A 16,794-nucleotide genomic window follows, 5' to 3' on the forward strand; every position below is an offset into this window, starting at 1 on the left:
TTTACACTTATGGAGTGTGAAGCTTTTTGAGCGTGTTTCATGCGCTTCAAAAAGTATTTTCAAAAAAAAGTCCCGACGGCCATCGGGACTAAATTTAGAGCTGGTCTCTATCCATTTTTAGACTGTTTATTAACTAACTCTTAACCAAAAGTATGCAAATCTATTCGGATAAAAAAGCACCTTTCGCAAGGTGGCTTTGCCGTAATTATTTGTCCTCTCCGATTGATATATCGGATACGAACCAATCGAGGACACAAAAAGTCTGGAGAATTATGAAACTAACTGGAGTTTTGACTCTTGTGCCCCTTTTGCACCTCAGCGCCTCGGTGTTTTCACAACAGGTGACACTTAAGGGCCAGCATGTAAAAATTAAGGACGCTTTGCGGACTATTACGCGACAAACGGGCTATGGCTTTCTTTACAATTCCAATATGCTAGATGTCGAAAGTCACATTGCCATCGATTTGAACAAGGCACCTTTATCCAAAGCGATGGAAGAAATATTAGCTTTCAAAGGATTAAGCTATAAGATCGAAGAAAAGACTATCGTATTGTTGCCACGTAACGACCGGAAGGTAATGACACCGGCTGCTGTATTGCAAAAGAGTATTGTCATTAAAGGTAAAATAACAGATGATAAGGGAAATCCGTTGGCTGGAGCTTCCGTGTTTTTGAAGGGACAGCAAGCCGGTACCAAGTCGGATGCCAATGGTGAGTTTGAATTGAAAGTCCCGAAAGAGGGCGTTGATTTGGTGTTTTCTTTTGTCGGTTATGAAAAGAAAGAAGTAAAAGCCAAGGCAAATATGTCCGTTATTTTGGTCTCTTCCGGAAATATCGAAGAGGTGACCGTCTCTACGGGCTACTTTAACCGGACCAAGCAGAGTGTGACGGGTTCACAAGTGATTGTTTCAGGCGAAGATCTACGTAAAGTAGGATCCCTGAACATGATGCAAGCCTTGAATGCTTTTGACCCTTCTGTTCGCGTAGCGCCTAATTTAGACTTTGGTTCCGATCCGAACCGTGTGCCTGAAATTACGGTGCGTGGAGAAAATGGGTTTGATCTACGGTCAAGTGCAGACGACTCCCGGAGTAACCCCAATTCCCCTTTATACTTACTGGATGGTATCGAAGTGACCGCAACGCGTATCTATGATTTGGATATGAACCGGATTGAATCGTTTGTTATTCTACGTGATGCTTCTGCGACCTCACTCTATGGGTCACGCGGTGCCAATGGGGTAATACTCATTACGACCATTCCACCGAAAGCAGGAGATGTTCGGGTTACCTTTAATAGTACAGCAAATGTATCCGTACCGGATCTGCGGGACTATAATCTGATGAATTCACGTGAAAAGTTGGAGTATGAACGTCTTGGCGGTTTATATTCTGGTTTTGGTTTGGAAGAGCAGGTAAGGCTGGATGAACAGTATAATCAACGCTTGTCAGAAGTTGCTCGGGGGGTGGATACCTATTGGCTGTCTAAACCGCTAAGAACAAGTGTAAATCAGCGTTACAATGCTTTTGTAGAAGGTGGAGATCGTAGTTTCCGTTACGGCATGAACCTGAATTACGATAAAGATAAGGGCGTCATGAAAGAATCAGGGAGAGATCGTTATGGCATCAATGTGAGCTTTAACTATTATCCGAACAAAGATTTTCTGATCCGAAATGATGTTACTGTCAATAACGTGAAAGGCTATAATTCGCCTTACGGTTCTTTTTCTAAGTATGCACAACAGAATCCTATCGAGCGTATCTATGACCCCGAAACAGGTGAATTAATTCGTCATTACGAATTTAATACGACGATGAACCCTATGGTGGATGCCTCTTTGCCAAATTTGGACTATAACCGTTATACCGAGATCCAAGATAACTTTAATATCGATTGGCGTATTAATCCAAATTTCCGTGTGACGGGGCGTGCTTCTTTAAGTAAGAAGTTGTCCAAGCAAGAGAAATATCTATCCCCATTCTCTTCTTCCTTTGATAAGGAAACGAAAGCCGAGAAGAAAGGTAGTTACGAGATCTATGATCAGGATGACCTCAACTTTGATGGTACATTCACGGCCTCGTACAACCAGATGTTCCTGGATAAAATATCGACCAACATCGGGGTGGGGGCGAATGCCGTTACGACCTCTGGCGTTGGTGAAGGATATACCGCTACGGGTTTTTTGAGTGATAACATGAATTTTATCCAGTATGCCCAGCAGTTTAAAGAAAACTCTAAGCCAAGAGGTTATCTGGATAAATCTAAGATGATTGGCTTTTTTGCGAATGCCAACGTGGGTTACGAAAATAGATACTTTATCGATCTTTCGTTCCGTACAGATGGCTCTAGTCGCTTTGGGAAAAACTCGCGATTTGCTCCGTTTTGGTCTGTGGGTGGTGCGTGGAATGTGAACCGCGAAAAATGGTGGAAAAGTGATGCAACCCTAAAAGTAAGAGCGTCCGTTGGTAGTACAGGGTCTGTTAATTTCTCGGCCGACCAAGCATTGACGAAATACGAATATAGATCCGATTACGAGTACAATGGTTTCTATGGTGCGCAGTTGATGGGATATGGTAACTCCTCGTTAAAGTGGCAGAATACCATTCAGAATAACATCGGTGCCGACTTGACCATGTGGCAAAACCTTGTGGTATTAAACATCGATGCCTACATTAAGGAAACCCAAAATCTATTGCTGCCGATCGATGTGGCGCCCTCAACAGGTTTTTCGCGTTATATCGAAAACCTAGGGTCGATGGAGAACAAAGGGATGGACATGCGTTTACGGTTTAATGTATTGCGCGGTAAAAACCCGGTTCATTGGAACTTCTCGCTCGGGCTAGCAACCAACCAGAATAAAATTAAAAAATTATCCAACGCCCTGGAAGCCATGAATCTGGAAGCGAGTAAAGAGGATAATGTTAAAGGACCAAAGCCGTTGCGTGCTTACCAGGCAGGACGCTCACAGAGCGCTTTGATGGTCGTAGAATCGTTGGGTATCGATCCAATGACCGGTAATGAAATTTATCGCAAACTGAATGGCGATCTTACCTTTACCTATGATCCGAAGGATAAGATTATTGTAGGCGATATGAATCCGAAATGGATGGGTACTTTCCAGTCGAACATCTTATACAAAAATTTCAACCTGTACTTTATTCTAGCATTCGAACATGGAGCTAAGATATACAACTCCACCTTGGCGCAGAAAGTGGAAGGGTCTGACCCACGCTACAATGCCGATAGGAGAGTGCTTTATGAGCGATGGAGAAAGCCAGGGGATATTGCTTTGTACAAGCGGATTGATGATAAAACCCCACCATATCAAACAACGAGATTGGTACAGGACAATGATTTCTTGAGGCTACAGACCTTAACGTTGACCTACGATCTTCCAGCTAAAAGTCTGGAAAGCTTAAGGCTTGAGCGTGCCCGGATTATGTTGACCAGCAACGACCTGTTTCGGTTCTCTACTGTGAAGATGGAAAGAGGGACTATGTATCCATATGCTCAGACCTTTTCATTGGCCCTTAACTTGACTTTCTAAATCTATGGATATGAAAAAAATATTATTAATACTCATTAGTTGTACCTTTTTCCTGAGCGGCTGTAATAAATGGCTTGATGTGGATCTTGCCGATAAGGTAACGGATGAAAAACTATTTAGCACGGCACAGGGTTATCAGGAAGCATTGGCGGGTGTGTATAGTGCGATGGCTGACTCTGCGATGTACGGGGCCAAATTGACGATGGAAGAAACAGATCTTTTAGCGCAATACTATAGCTACGACGGTGTTTCCACTAATTACGAGAATTTTAAAAACTACAATTATCCCGAAGCACGCTCGCAGACGCGTATTTTGGAATCGTGGAAAAACCTTTATGCCGCGATCGCTGGTGCAAATAATATTATTGCCTGGGCGACCAAAGACACAAAAGTGTTGTCTCCCGATCTCAAAGATCAGGTGTTGGGTGAAGCTTATGCCATGCGTGGTTATCTACATTTAGATCTGATTCGTCTGTTTTGTCCTGATGTAAAGCGATTACCAAAAGCTACTGGTATTCCATACAATTTACATTTTGGCGTAGCCCTACCACCGATGTATACCGTTGAAGAGGCGGTCCAGCTGGTGGTGAACGATCTCAGAGATGCGGAGAAATTTTTAGCTAAAGACCCCATTACAACCGTTAAACCTTATTTAATGGCGAATAAAAATGAAGCCGATAAGTACGTTGCACGGTTGAACTACTATGGCGTTAAAGCTTTGTTGGCTCGCGTCAGCTTGATGCGTGGGGATAAAGTGAGCGCGGTGAAATATGCTACGGAAGTGGTGGAATCCGGTGCTTTTAAGTTGTTGGATTTTGCGAGTATAGATAAATCAGATAAGGAGGTGGACATGCTATTTTCTGATGAGCATATCTTTTCCCTTCGGAAAAAGCCCCTCTCCGACTACAGCATCAGTTTGCACTATCAGTTGGTCGATGAACGGGGAGGAACTACGCCAGCGAAACTTCCCTTTGCCAATTTATCGCAGATCTATGAAAACAACAACGACGACATCCGTTACATCAAATGGTTTTCGACAACGAATCGTTCTTTCGTGAAGTTTAATATAGATAACAAAGATAAGTTCTTCCCGAAGATGCCTATGATAAAACTGTCCGAGATGTATCTTATCCTGGCGGAATGTCACTTGGGAAGTGATGACCAAAAGGCATACCACTATATCAATACATTACGTGACCACCGCATCCGCAATAATTCACATTGGTCTTACCTGACAATGGACTACATTATGCAGGAAATGAGACGTGAGTTTGTGGGCGAAGGGCAATTGTGGTATGCTTACAAAAGGTTGAATCTAGGGATTCCAACCAGCAACGGAATTATAGGGACTGTTCCACCGAGTGAGCAAGTTTTTGTGTTCCCAATTCCATTGAAAGAAATGGAAACAGGTAATCGTAACTAAAAAAGAACAGAAATGAAACGTAGATATATATTAATCGTGCTATCTTTTTTTGTTGCATTGGTGTACTTCTCCTCTTGCGACCAATCGATAGACAATCTGTATACAGAAAAAGCACGAATCCAATTTAAATACTTCAAGGAAGATACAGGGAGTAACCGGGTGATTACACGGACGTATTTTGACCGGACCACTTTCTCTTTTGGGATGGCCGCCGATGCGGTGGTAAAAGATACGGCTCGCGTGGTGGTCGAGTATTTAGGGTCCGCTTCGGATAAAGATCGTACCTATACGGTACGTATCGGTGCCGATTCGACGACTGCCGTGGAGGGTGTACATTTTGAACCATTTTCTGCCACACAGACTTTCCGGGCGGGTAGGCATAAGGATACGCTTAAGATTGTGGTTTTACGCTCGAATCTAAGCACCAGCTTTACCAACCCTGAAAACCGCAGGATAGCGCTCGATATGGAGACCAGCTCGGATTTTAATCTGGGAATGAAAAACGGAACGAGAACATACCTATACATTAACAATTACTTATCTGAACCGGTCTGGTGGAAAGATCCGTTGCGCAGTAACCTGCGGTTTTACCACCCCAAAAAATGGAAGATCTTAATTTCTTTCAACCCTAAGTTTGCAGACCCACTCCGTTGCATTTTCGATTTTAACAATGAAGGACGTGCGTATTTTGACGGACTATCCAGGTACCTAAATGGCGTGCCTACTTTTGATGAGGAGACGGGAGGACGGATTTATATGGACCGAATTGAGGTTCAAAACTAATTATTAAAGCGTATACGTATTATGAAATTTTATAATAAAATCGCGCTAATCTTAGCCAGTATCGGGACCTTAAGCGGATGCTATAAAGACCTCGGAACAGGGCCTGAGGATTATCGTGAAATCAATGAATTAACCATTGAAGGTATCGATAGACAATATGCTGTCGATATGGACGACAGTTTAAAGATAACGCCTAAGTTGGTCGGTACTATGTATAGTGACACCACGAAGTTCAGCTATGCGTGGGATATCGCGAGTACCATTGTATCGACAAGTTTGAACCTGAAAATCAAGGTAGGTTTATTACCGGGGAATAAGATATCGCGTTTTGTCGTGCAAGATAAGGAGACCGGCGTTAAAAAGTATTTCCGCTTTGACCTGAACGTGTCTTCCTCGACGGCCGGTAATTTAATTATGGTGTTGAGTAAATCCCGTGGAAAAGCAGAGCTTTCTTACCTGCGGTTGGATAAACCGGCTAACTGGGCTGTCAACTACTACGAATCTCGTTTTGGGGCGCCACTGGGCGTGAACCCGCAACAACTCGATTTCCTGTTGGTGGAACCTACTTCTGATGCAGCGCTTGCCAGCAACGCTCCTTTTGCCAACCGGTTTGGTAGAGTCCTTGTTTTGGTCGATAATCAGGTCGCTTTGCTTGATAAAGGAAGCTTGGAGCCCAACGCGGTACCTTATCTGGATGGAGAAGCCTTTACGCGTAACGCCTCGTACCCGGCAGCGGATATTACCGGTTATAAACCGGAGTTTATGGCGCAAGCGGTATCCATGTGGCGGAACAATCCTTACGGTAGTAACTTCCACCAAACAATACAGTTCAATCTTATTTCGGGTGGAGCATTGTATCATGCTTCGTTGGCACCAGCTATTTGGACACCTACGTTTGTATACAACCGCAAGAGCGTGTATGGTGAGAACAATTATTTCTCCCCTTTCGGCTATTACGATATGATGACGCCAACACCCGACGGAACGCTCTTTCAGCATGGTTATAATTTAGGGAATTTTATGGTGTTCGACCGCACAGTGGGACGCTTTGCTTATTCATCCTCCGGAACCAGTTACAATATTCCTGTCACAGATGTAAAGGTGTTTCCGGGACACGAGCTGTATTACGGTTCGCATACCAGCCAGTCGGGATCATCTTTCGCGGTGCTGAAAGCGTCAACAAATGCGTTGCGGTTTTTGCTATTGGGTAAAAATGTTAATAAATACAGTCTGGTGGGTGAGGTTAGTGGAGGTGTGACCAATGGTCAAAGTAAGTTCTACACCATGAAAACCTCACCTTATGTGTTTTTCACTGCGGGGAACAAACTGTACAAGTACAATATCCTGGACGTGACATCCAACGTGGTGCCAAGCGAGGCACATGCCAGCCTTTTGCTTACTTCCTTGGGATATTCGGAAGATGCGGTTATCACGAGCATGACGGTATCTCGCTCGGAGAAGACATTGATCCTGGGCGTATCCCGCTACGGCAGTGATAAAGAGGGAAGCGGCGAAGAGAATAAAGGCGATATCTTACTGTTTAACTTAGATAAAACCAGTCTGAACTTGGTGTTAAAGAAGAAGTATGAAGGGGTCTCGGGGATTCCTGTAGATGTGAAAATCAAGTACCAAACACACTGGCGCGATGGCAAGTCGAACGGTGGCGTAACAGAATTGGATAATATTTAAAAAGATGAAGACCATGAAAATATATATTTCACTCTTACTACTATCCCTGTTAACTTTTACCGCCTGTGTCAAAGATGCAAGTGTATACATGGCGCAGGACAAAAAGCAGGTCGATATAGATAATTATAATACAGACGGTACGGGGCCAGGTGGAACAGAAGGAACATTGCTGCCGGGGATAAACTTGGTCACCTTAGATGTAGAGCACGAGGGCAAAGTTTCTAAGCGTAGGTTTAAGTATTTTATGCCTGTTTCTATCGATAAGAGCAAGCCGATTTCGTTGATTTTCGACTTTCACGGAAGCTATGGTCCCGGGGTAGATCCTATTGCAGGGGTATCCATGTCGCAACCTTTGTTGCAGCTCGCTATTAAGCAGAATTGTATTATTGCTATTCCCGCGGGGGAAGATACAGGAGCGGCTGTAAACTGGCAGAATTCGGAATATCATTTTCCGTTTGTCGATGCGATGATTGATTTCTTCAAAAAGCAAACGCCACTAATTGATGTAAATCGTATTTATACTTCCGGCCACTCCAGCGGTGCCATTTTCTCTTACGTATTGGCATTCTACCGTTCGGATGTTTTTGCCGCCGCCGTGCCTGTCTCTGGGCAGATGAAGCTTTCAGATAATGCCGTAATGCCTAATCGAGTTGTGCCTATTCGTGCCTTTAATGGTAAGAAAGACGATATCGTTATTGCTTCGGCCGTGGTTAGTAATATCAATGCTTGGGCGAATAAAGTAGCGGGTTATTTCCCGGCGGATGCGGTGGATAGTGATACGTTACAGATTGATAATTATAAACCCTATATGACGAAGAGATGGAGTGGAGGGAAGGCTGATATCGAGTTGTTTATGGTGGAAGATGAAGGGCATGGCGTGAGTTGGTACTATATTATGCCACTGATGTGGGAGTTTATGAATAGTCATCCTAAAAATGTGGGCTCTTCGGGGATCTATATTTCCTCCGAGCTCAAGCGGTTCGACGCAGTGGAGGGACAATCCTTTACTTCAGAGATTCGGTATGCAGCGGGAGCTACAGTGAGTGTTGTATCAGCACCGTCGGATTGGACGGTAACGTATGCAAATAATACCTTGAAAGTTAAGGCGCCAACGGATTTCTTTGCCGCGACGACGCTAAATAGAAAAGGGGAGATTAAATTACGTGTTAGTGGCAATGGCTCTACAGCGGAAATTTCACTGCCGTATTCGTTGGCAGCACCGAAAAGTTTTTACGAAGTCGGAGATTTGGTATATGACGCGCAGTATCAACCGACGGGCGTCGTGTTCTGGGTAAACCCATCCAATATTAAGGAAGCAAAGATTATCGCGTTGACACATGTAACGCGACCATTTGGTTCGGTAGGTGCTGCTTTCCTTACGCCAAGTTACACGGATGGGTATAACAATACGCTTGCCTTAATCGAGCGTAACAATACGCAGTCGGTGAAGCTAACCTCGGCTAAGAGTGCTTTTGTTTATGCGTACGAATACCTGACAACACCGGGAAATACATTAGGTTGGTATTTACCAGCAGTGGACGAGCTTAAGGCTTTAGATGCGAATCTGGCCGTTGTAAATAACGCGTTAAAGATCAATGGTACAGCCTTAGAGGTTACCTCTTCAACAGGTTCGTATTACCTGTCGTCTACCACGGTGCAAGGCGCCAAGGCGAAACAGTTTTACACCTTTGATTTTAATACCAGCGCTAGTTTACATGGCTATTATGCGGTGAATGCGAATGCGACCGACAATACCGCAGCAGCTATTGCAACGCGGCCGGTGAAGAAGGTGAGCAAAAAGTAGTACAAAATATTTAACACGTTTTTTAACGTAAAACAACATGAAGAAAATTATAATAACAATGTTTATGCTTGCAGGGATTGTGTCCCTGCGAGCACAAGCTCCTGCTCATATCTCTTTTCAAAAAATCAGTTTTGAGGAAGCTAAAAAGCAGGCTAAGGAAACGGGGAAACTTATCTTTTTGGATGGATACACCTCTTGGTGCGCTCCCTGTAAATGGATGGAAGGAAACGTGTTTAATCAAAAGGAAGTAGCCGATTTTTACAACACTAATTTTATCAATACGAAGTATGATTGTGAGGTCGGAGAAGGTATTGATTTGGCCAAAAAATATGGTATTCGCAGCTTTCCCACGTATTTGTTTTTAGATGCAGAAGGAACCTTAGTTTATCGTACGCAATCTCGGATGGAGGTACAGGCTTTTTTGAAGGAAGGTCAGCAAGCGACAAATAAGGAATTTCATATTCCTGTGTTGCAAGCACGTTTTGCTGCAGGAGAGCATGACCCCGCTTTTTTACTGCGTTATATTGCGGTGATGAATAGTGTGGATCCAAAGCAAGAGCAGGCGGCGCGTCAGGCATTAGATAAGTTGGCTGACGATAATTTCCTGAAAACGCCAACTGGATGGCAGGCGATAAAGCAACTGGGACAGAATGGAAATGATAAGTACGGCAAGTTCTTTTTGGCGAATAAGGCTTATTTTAAATCCACGGTGCCGCAAGATGAGTTCTTAGCGAAAGAGCAACATTTGTTGCGTTATGCGATGTACGGCTATATCCGGAACAAAGATGTCGCTGAGTTTGAAAAAGGTTTGGCGTATTTTGAAGGAAGTGATGATATAGACAACAAGGTGGATGGTGCTATGTATCGCGTGGAATGGGTATCAGAACATGGTACGGATAAGGAATTTGTGCAGCTGACCAATAAGCTACGCAAAGGGATTCTGAAAGATCAGGCGGAAAAGTTAAGCTTTATTGCGCGCCGAAACTCGGGTAAGTATGGAAAAGATAAAGAACCTTCTAAGGAGCTCTTGAATCAATGTTATGAACTCGCCAAACAGGCGGTGCAACTGGATGAAAACTCGTATTCCAACCAAGGCACATTTGCCGATGTCTGTATCTTACTCAAGAAAAAGAAAGAGGCCGTAAAAGCGGCACAGGCAGCGCGTGCATTAGCAGAAAATGAGACGTCCAAAATTATTAAACTAGCCGATGCATTACTCGAAAGGGCAAAGAATATTTAGTATGACCATCAAGCAAACTATAGTGCTTGCTCTAGCAAGCTTAACCTTCGGTGCGCTGCAGGCACAAGAAGAGCAACCGTTTCAGATTCAGGTTGTATCGCAAAAAGCAATTAATAAAGACGCAAAAGTGTTTGTTCGCTATTTCAAGGATAACCAGTTGGTGTTAGATTCGATCCTTTTAAAGGATAAGAAAGGTCTGTATAAGGGGACGGTCTCGGTACCAACGATGGTGAATCTATACTATTCTCCTGATGGGTATTCTTTCTTTAATCGGAATCGTGTTCGCCAATGGGACAAGGTGGATTTATATGTCGATAAAGGGGAAACAACCGTTAAGTTTACAGATCGTATGGCAGAAGCTTCTATAAAAGGGAGTGCCATGCAGGCGGCTTTTGCGCATTATGCGACTTTTATGAAGGCCTATGACCAGCCGTTGGATGCCTTGAATAAGCAGCGTTCGGCGTTGTATCAACAGAAAGAAGCCGGACAAGAGGAGTTAAAAGGGGTGATGCAGCAAATTCGCGCGTTGGAGGAAAAAAAGGACAAAGCGAAAGCGGAATATCTACACGCAAATCCGAAGTCCTATTTTAGTTTATTGGCCTTGAAAGACTTGGCGGGTTATAGTATCGATGTTGCACGTGTGGAGCCTCTTTTTGATGGGCTGGATCCTAGTTTAAAGTCGTTGAAAGAAGGTAAGGAGTTGGCCAAGGCATTGGATATTGCCAAGCGTTTGGCGATTGGTCAGGAAGCACCGGATTTTACGCAGCCGGATATCGATGGTAAGCCCGTCAAACTATCGGATTTCAGAGGGCAGTATGTGTTGTTGGATTTTTGGGCCTCTTGGTGCGGCCCGTGTCGCGCTGATAATCCTAATTTGGTTAAAGCTTATGATGCTTTTAAGGATAAGAAGTTTACGATATTGGGTTTGTCGTTGGATCGTCCCGGAAAGAAAGAAGACTGGCTTAAAGCGATTGAAAAGGATGGTTTGCCTTGGCACCATGTCAGCGATTTGACGGGTTGGAAAAATGAAGTGGCAGGGATCTATGGTATTCAGGCTATTCCACAGAATATCCTAATCGATCCGCAAGGGAAGATTGTCGCTAAAAACCTCCATGGTGATGCGTTGAGCAATTTACTTAAAAAGATATTATAGTTTATTTTCATTTGATGCATATAAAACTCCCCAAGCGAAATTGTTTGGGGAGTTTTTTTTGTGGATTGTTCTTACTGAAAAACTAAGTTTCCATAAAAAATTGAGAATGCAATTTGATTAGATTTTCTTGTTTATAGATTTTTTATTAAATATATCCTAAATAAATAAGTTAAATATTAAGAAAATGATAATATAATACCGTTCATATAAAAAACCAATATATTTGTGTTCGAGTCAGTTTTAAGGTGAATGAAAGACAGTTATATAATGAAAGAGAACTTTTAACCCATCTAAAAGTCCAAGATTATGCGTTCCAAAAAATTTACGATCGCTATTGGGAAAAGTTATTGGGTATAGCGTTACGCAAGTGTAATGATTTATCGATGGCGGAAGACTGTGTTCAAGATGTTTTTATGAGCCTGCTTCACCATAAAGACCCGACTAAGATTGAAAACCTTGAAGCTTATCTTGCTAAAGCGGTAAAATTCGCGATTATCCGAGCGATTTACAAGCATCAGCGTATCCAATATTTGGAGGAATACCCCGAGGGCAATTACTTTGATAAGTTATCCGTGGAGGATGCGCTGGAAGAGAAAATGTTACAAGAATATATTTTCGATCAGGTGGAGCAACTTCCGGACCGCTGCCGTCTCATTTTTAAATCCTCTCGTCAGGAACACCTTTCTAACGAAGAGATTGCCGAGAAGATGAATATTTCTAAGCGCACCGTTGAAAATCAGCTTTCGCTAGCCATGAAAACGCTGCGCAAGTATCTTTTTAGAACTATTTTATTTTTTTTCTCCTAGTCCCGTGCGTTAACGACGACTTGTTGTACTATATCTATATACAACCAGTACATGAAGTTAACCGAAAGAGTAATCAGAGCGATTAAGCGCGTCTTTGAGGGACAAGCACTCCCCGAAGACAAAAACACGATCGATCAATGGTATACGAACCTTGATTCCGACACGACAACTGTTGATGAAGATCGACAAAAGGTCAAACAACGTATTTTTGAAAAAGTGTATCAACCACAGGCGCAGCCACGGATATCTTATTTTAAGTATAGTGTGGCCGCAGCGATCCTGATCGTCAGCTTTGTTACGGGATACCTTTATTTACAAGAGAAGCCTGCAACAGATATTGTAACTGTTGCTCCGGAATGGACGGCAATCGATAAGGATATGCCGTTACATCAAGCTGTCAACCCTGCCGACGTTCAGATTGTGAATGCACAGATTAAATCGGTCAAAACCCCAAAAGCCAAGTTGTATCAGCTCGTACTCGAGGACGGTACGCAGGTATGGCTTAATGCCGGGTCGGTTTTGGAAAAGATAACCTTCGATGGAAAGCAACGTCATGTGCACTTAAATGGTGAAGCTTATTTTGAAGTTAGTAAAGATCCAAATCGACCTTTTGTGATTCATACCGCACAGCAAACGGTGACCGTTTTGGGAACTAAATTTAATCTTAAGTCTTATGCAAATCAAAAAGAAGTGTTGTCACTGGTAGAAGGAAGTGTCCGTATTACCGATAAACAACACCAAAGCATTGTGCTGACTCCCGGAGAAGCGGCTGAAGTAGAAAAAGGAAAACTGATTAAAAGCAATCTTCACGAAAATAACCTCCTGTGGAGAGAACAGATCTTTGCTTTTGAAAACGAAAGTCTTCCAGAAATCTTAGATAAAGTATCACGTTGGTACAATGTATCGGTAGCTCCGCTTCCTGCATCAACCCATCGTTATAGTGGTAAGATACATCCGAAGGCTATGCTCGATGAGGTGTTAAACATGCTGAGCCTCGTCTCCCAACAGAAGGTGGTCCTCGAAAACAATCAAATCCTAGTAAAGTAAAATACCGTTTATTAAATAAATATAATGAAGTCTAGAATCAACCGAACCGTTAAATTCGCTTCGCTTTTTCTATCGCTTGGTTGTTGGCAGCCCCTTACGGCGCATGCCAGCTATCAGCAGAAAATCGATGTCAAGGTACAGAACAAATCATTAAAAACGATTCTGAATCTATTGGAGCAGCAATCCAATTATTATTTCCTTTACGATAATGCGTTATTGGAGAAGAATCAAAATTTAGATCTTAACATCCAGAACCTATCGTTCAAAGATGCGCTCGATTTGCTTTCGGCAAAGATCAATGTGGATTATAAGATTGTCGATAAGACCGTTACGCTTTACCCGAAGAAAGTTAAGGCACAACAAGAAAAAATAATAACCGGATTGGTTAAATTGAGGGAAGCTAATAATGAAATCCCGGTGTCTACAAATGGCGTTACCATTACCGTGAAAGGTTCAAATAAAGGGACCACAACAGACTTTAGAGGGGAATTTTCTCTTTCGGTTCCTGTGCCAAGCACGTTGATTATTTCCTATATGGGATATGATAAACAGGAAGTGGCTATAGATAGTAAATCGGCGTATGTACAAGTAGAACTTCAGCAATCTGAGGGAGCGCTGAAGGAGGTTATAGTCACAGCCTACGGTAGCAAGGAGTCCCGTGAAAACCAAATCGGATCGGCTTATACTATTACAGCGAAGGATTTAGAAAAACGACCTGCCTTGCGCTTGGACGCTTTGTTGCAGGGTATTGTTCCGGGCGTACAGTTTAGTTCGCAAGATGAAACAAACTCATCGGCACGTCCACGTTTTAGTACTCGTATTCGAGGAGATGCCTCCTCTCCAGGAGGGACAATGTCTAACGAACCGCTATGGATCGTCGATGGTGTGCCCCTAAATACAGGAGGGACAACCAATATGATTGCTGGAGTAGAAACAAGTATTAGTCCGCTGACCTATTTCAACCCAGAAGATATCGAATCGATCACCGTTCTGAAAGATGCGAGTGCGGCGGCAATCTATGGGGCTAATGCGTCGAATGGCGTCGTGATCATCAAGACAAAAAAAGGACAAGGTGTACCGCGTGTTCGGTATGGCTTTCGGGCAACTACTGACCGTATTGCCAAACACAATGTGTTTAATGTCCTGACGACAGAACAGTATCGTGCTATGGTCGATGAAATGGGATTGACCTCTAAGATCGATGTGTACGAGAATGGATCCACCAATTGGTTGGATGCCTATTATGAAACCGGAAATACCATGCAACACAATTTATCGGCTTCTGGATCGAATGAGAATACCAATTATTATATTTCCGCTGGTATCTATGATCAAAAAATGACGACGGTCGCTAATGATATCAAGCGTTACACGTTGCGTTCTCAGATTAACACCGATATTGGTAAACGACTATCGCTGAATTTTGTATTTGGGGGGTCTTATAGTAAGAACGATATGTATCGTGTCGGAAACTCTTATTTTACCAATCTCCCTGTTATATCGCTGTATGATCGCACAGGTAATTATGCAATACGTGATTACAATGGTGTCCGGATTTCGAATTCTTTGGCGGAAACTATCCAAAACGAAAATCGCCAAAATACTTTTCAGTCCTTTGGACAAATGCAAGCGACATTCCGAATTATGGATGGTCTTGAGTTTTCTTCGCGGAATGGTATTGACTTCTCTTCGGTGGAGGAACTGCGCTATAACTCAAAATATAACCTGACAGGAGCGGCTTCTAATGGATACCTCTATAAAAATCAGGTGCAGATGCACAATTGGATAACGACCAATATGTTGAGTTACTCGAAAAACATTTACGATGGCAATCTTACGGCGATGGTCGGTATGGAGGCCAATAAAACAAATTCATCCTACGTGGGGGCCTCAGCCTATGGTTTTCCAAATGACTATGTGCGAGAGATCAGTATGAGTCCAGCCGATAATCGTAGAAGCTCGGGATCCCGAGGAAGTAATGCCGTACTTTCTTATCTCGGACGTTTGGGTTATCTATGGAAAGAAAAGTATAATGCTAGCTTTAGTCTTCGTCGCGATGGAAACTCCAATTTTGGTAAAGATGTAAAATGGAGTGCTTTTTACTCTGCCGGGGCCGCATGGACGGTGTCCAAAGAGGAATTTTGGCAATCTGAAGCGATTGACTTTTTGAAAATCAAAATGTCTTATGGTTCCACGGGAAATGGTCGCTTCAACAGCAACTATGCTAAAGGTATCTATAGCTTTAGCGAAACGGACAGCTACGGTGGAGTGATTGGAGCGACAATGTCGAGAGGTCGGAACGAAAAGATCAAGTGGGAGACGACATATAAATTCAATACAGGTATAGATTTTAGACTTTTCAACCGTATTGATGTTGGGTTAGAATACTATAACGATATTACCAAAGATTTGGTGAATAACACGCCGGTATCTTTAACATCAGGACAGCGCAATATCTACCAGAATGTTGGAAAGCTGCGAAATCGGGGGGTAGAGGCTATCATCAAATCGACGAATATCAACACCCGAGATTTTCAGTGGTCGACAAACTTCAACATCGCGATGAACCGAAATAAAGTACTGGAACTAAGAGAGGGCTTTGAACGTTCGTCGGAAACAACCATTATGAAGGAGGGATACGATAGTCGAGCGTTGTATTTGGTGCGTTGGGCTGGGGTGGATCCAAGCACGGGCATGCCGATGTGGTACGATATCAATGGCGATATCACAAGAGTGTTTAGTGCAGATAACCGTGTGATTATCGGAAGCCCCAACGCTGATTTCTTTGGTGGCTTTACCAATACGTTCTCCTATAAAAACTTTAATCTCTCCTTTTTGATGATCTACAGCAAAGGAGGGCAAGCTTTAAACCGTGTGCGCCTACAAACAGAGCACGATGGTCGTAATATCCTAAGTGATAATCCGTCAACTAATCTTTTGGACCACTGGCGCTATCCGGGAGACCTTTCCGTAAACCCGAAACTAACGACCGAGGCGAACAATTCAAACCGTATCTCGACACGCTATCTGCAAGACCAAACGAATATTCAGTTTAAGAATATCAGTTTGGAGTACAGTATTCCACAAGAAAACCTTAAAAAGTTTTTCTTAAAGGGGGCTTCTATCTATGCGCAAGCCGATAATATTGCGGTTTGGACACCATATCGCAATAAAAAAGAGCTTAATACAGGTCAGGGCAACTACCAAACGATACGGCTAAACAATTATGCGACAACAAACGCGGGGGTACCGAATCAGATTTCCTTTGCGGTAGGCGTAAATCTCACTTTTTAATTTAAATATA

At 43.1% G+C, this 16,794-nt stretch carries 10 protein-coding genes; all 10 read left to right on the top strand.

Features of this window, described 5'->3' with window-relative positions; translation table 11 throughout:
* The first annotated feature begins 272 nt into the window (after positions 1-272).
* Positions 273-3,545 (top strand): SusC/RagA family TonB-linked outer membrane protein, encoded by a 3,273-nt coding sequence (locus tag E2P86_RS04155; protein WP_166785139.1) that lies wholly within the window; start codon positions 273-275, stop codon positions 3,543-3,545.
* Between the two features lie 10 nt (positions 3,546-3,555).
* Positions 3,556-4,968, top strand: coding sequence for a RagB/SusD family nutrient uptake outer membrane protein (locus tag E2P86_RS04160; protein WP_159451887.1), 1,413 nt, complete (start codon positions 3,556-3,558; stop codon positions 4,966-4,968).
* Positions 4,969-4,980: 12 nt separating this feature from the next.
* A complete protein-coding gene (locus E2P86_RS04165) occupies positions 4,981-5,751 on the top strand; it encodes a DUF4843 domain-containing protein (protein WP_085474510.1) in 771 nt (256 codons plus the stop codon).
* A 21-nt stretch (positions 5,752-5,772) separates the two neighbouring features.
* Positions 5,773-7,440, top strand: a complete 1,668-nt coding sequence (locus E2P86_RS04170; RefSeq protein WP_134430986.1) for a PKD-like family lipoprotein — start codon at positions 5,773-5,775, stop codon at positions 7,438-7,440.
* Between the two features lie 13 nt (positions 7,441-7,453).
* Positions 7,454-9,244, top strand: a complete 1,791-nt coding sequence (locus E2P86_RS04175; RefSeq protein ID WP_134430989.1) for an alpha/beta hydrolase family esterase — start codon at positions 7,454-7,456, stop codon at positions 9,242-9,244.
* A 37-nt stretch (positions 9,245-9,281) separates the two neighbouring features.
* Positions 9,282-10,484, top strand: a complete 1,203-nt coding sequence (locus E2P86_RS04180) for a thioredoxin family protein (RefSeq protein WP_085474507.1) — start codon at positions 9,282-9,284, stop codon at positions 10,482-10,484.
* A gap of 1 nt (position 10,485) precedes the next feature.
* A complete protein-coding gene (locus E2P86_RS04185) occupies positions 10,486-11,637 on the top strand; it encodes a TlpA disulfide reductase family protein (protein WP_166785140.1) in 1,152 nt (383 codons plus the stop codon).
* A gap of 245 nt (positions 11,638-11,882) precedes the next feature.
* Positions 11,883-12,443 carry an RNA polymerase sigma factor gene (locus E2P86_RS04190; RefSeq protein ID WP_166785141.1) on the top strand — a complete coding sequence of 187 codons (561 nt, stop codon included), beginning with the start codon at positions 11,883-11,885 and terminating at the stop codon, positions 12,441-12,443.
* Positions 12,444-12,494: 51 nt separating this feature from the next.
* Entirely contained in the window at positions 12,495-13,490 is a 996-nt protein-coding gene (locus E2P86_RS04195; protein WP_134430998.1) for a FecR family protein, read from the top strand.
* A gap of 24 nt (positions 13,491-13,514) precedes the next feature.
* Complete coding sequence (locus tag E2P86_RS04200; protein ID WP_134431001.1) at positions 13,515-16,784, top strand: SusC/RagA family TonB-linked outer membrane protein; 3,270 nt, start codon at positions 13,515-13,517, stop codon at positions 16,782-16,784.
* Positions 16,785-16,794: the final 10 nt, after the last annotated feature.

This window comes from Sphingobacterium psychroaquaticum (assembly GCF_004421025.1).
Taxonomy (GTDB): Bacteria; Bacteroidota; Bacteroidia; order Sphingobacteriales; family Sphingobacteriaceae; genus Sphingobacterium; species Sphingobacterium psychroaquaticum.